Source organism: Bradyrhizobium sp. Leo170 (assembly GCF_004296405.1).
In the GTDB taxonomy this organism is placed as follows: Bacteria; Pseudomonadota; Alphaproteobacteria; order Rhizobiales; family Xanthobacteraceae; genus Bradyrhizobium.
In genome coordinates this window covers 1-2,180 of sequence record NZ_PSRR01000633.1, presented here as the reverse complement: position 1 = coordinate 2,180, position 2,180 = coordinate 1, and the positions used below count along the sequence as shown (strand labels likewise).

Genomic DNA, 2,180 nt, shown 5'->3' with positions numbered 1-2,180 from the left:
CGCCTCCGCGGCGGGATCCCGCGCTGACTTCGAGGTGAGGGCAAGGCCGGCGCCGATCATCAAAAGCGGGAACGGAAAGCCGCGCGCCAAGCGCAGCACCGGGACTGCGACCGCTGTGCCGGCCGCGATCGCCTGCATGGGATTTTCGATTGCTTGTTGTTTGAGTGCCTCGACCCAGCTCTGGGTCTTGTGGCTGATGTAATCGGAGACTTCCGATTTGATGTGTTGCGGCGAAACCTTGCGGCTGATGTCTTCGGCGGTATCCGATATAAGCTCCCTCAATTGGTCGACCGTGGCGGCCAGCTCTGCGCGGCTGCGCTCGGACTCACGTCTCAATTCCTCCACGGATCGTGTCATGTCGTTAGCCTCCTGGATTTCTTTCGGGGCGAACTCAGGCTGTGTTGAATGGTTCCTACGGCGCAGGAAGCCATTGAAGCACACAAAGGCCGGCGGAGCGCCAACAGTCGGCCTCTCTACGTCCTCAAGGTGGAGCGCAGGACAATACGCACGCTACGTGCGTGTCCGGTACAGCAAGTTGTGTACAGCAAGGTGCCCTCGTCGAGCTGTTGCTCGACGAGCGAAACGATGAAAGCCCGGGTCCAGGGGCATCCGACTGCCGGTCAGGTCGAAGCAAAAACCCCAGCGTACCGATCCCGGTGGCTGTTCTTCGGCCGCTGACCGTACGCCTCCCGTGACAACAACATTGGGTGCCGCTCGGGGGGCATGTTTTTTCGTTCGTGCGAAGCGATTTAACGCATCCACGGTGATTACCGAGCACGTCGCTTCAATCGACATCCTTCCTACTCTGGAGATGTTCCCATGAAAGAAGGGCTGAGCTGGATGGAGCGGGACCCGAGTCGGCGGCGGGCTCGGCCGCCGCTCGTAACTGGCGACACTAATAATGCACTCTGGGCCGAGCCGTCAGTCCCGGAGCTATGCGGGATTTTGGGTGACGAGGTGATCAGGCGGCGTGGTTTGCCGGCACTTGGATGACCTCGATGCCGTCGTTGAATCTGACACCCGCGATGACCTTCGGCAACTGATTTGTGCCTTTGAGCCGCCGCCAGGTCTTCGATGCGGCGATGACGAGCTTGAACACCATCAGCAACGAACCCTTGGTGCGCACCGTCCGGTGCCGCACGGTGGCGAACACGCTCTCGATGGGATTGCTGGTGCGCAGGTGATCCCAATGCTCGGCAGGAAAGTCGTAGAAGGCCAGCAGCGCGTCGCGATCCTTCAGACATTCGACCGCGCGACCGTATTTGGCGCGGTATTTCTCGGCAAAGACGTCGATCGCCGCTTCGGCGGACGCCCGGTTCGGCGCCCAATAGACCTCGCGCAGATCCTTCTTCATGGTGGCCTGCACCGAGAGCGGGACCTTGTCCAGGACATTCACGGTCTTGTGCACCCAGCATCGCTGGTGCCGTGTGCCGGGAAAGACCTCGTCGAGCGCCTTCCAGAAGCCGAGCGCGCCGTCGCCAACGGCAATTTCGGGCGCGATCTGCAATCCGCGCTGTTTGACGTCGATCAGCAGCTCACGCCAACCCTGCGCGCTCTCCCGCACGCCGACCTGGAAACCGATCAGTTCCTTCTTGCCCTCCGGCGTCGCGCCGATCAGCACCAGCATGCACTCGCCGTGGTCTTCCATGCGGGCCTGCAGGAAGACGCCATCGGCCCATACGTACACGTATCGGCGCGCGACAGATCACGCCTCTGCCAGCGCTCGTACTCGCCTTGCCACTCGGCCGTCAGCCGGGAAATCACCGCGGGCGACAGGTTCGGCGCGTCCTTGCCCAGCAAGGCCGTCAGTGCCTCCTGGAAATCGCCGGTCGAAATGCCGCGCAAGTAGAGCACCGGCAACAGCGCATCCAGACTTCTGGTCCGCCGTGCCCACAGCGGCAGGATCGCCGAACTGAACCGGATCCGCTCGCCATCGCTGGACGCCCCGCGGTCGCGAATCTTCGCCCGCGCCACCTCGACCGCGCGGACCCCGGTCTGGATCGTTCGCGCCGGGCCGTAGCCATGCCGCACGACACGGGCGCGTCCGTCGGCAAGCTTCAAATCCTTCACCGTGGCAAGAAAGCTCTCGACTTCCACCTCGACAGCCTGTGCCAGAAGCTGCCGCGCACCGGCGCGCAGCACATTGGTCAGTGGATCATCGATCTCGTCGGGCTGACGAA

1 protein-coding gene and 1 pseudogene are annotated in these 2,180 nt (G+C 62.8%); both read right to left on the bottom strand.

From position 1 onward, the window contains the following. The coding region (locus tag CWO89_RS43385) for a DUF3618 domain-containing protein (protein ID WP_130584296.1) at window positions 1-357 on the bottom strand (357 nt) is incomplete at its 3' end. Between the two features lie 604 nt (window positions 358-961). Further along, window positions 962-2,180: pseudogene (locus CWO89_RS43380) on the bottom strand (IS256 family transposase); the annotation flags it as partial.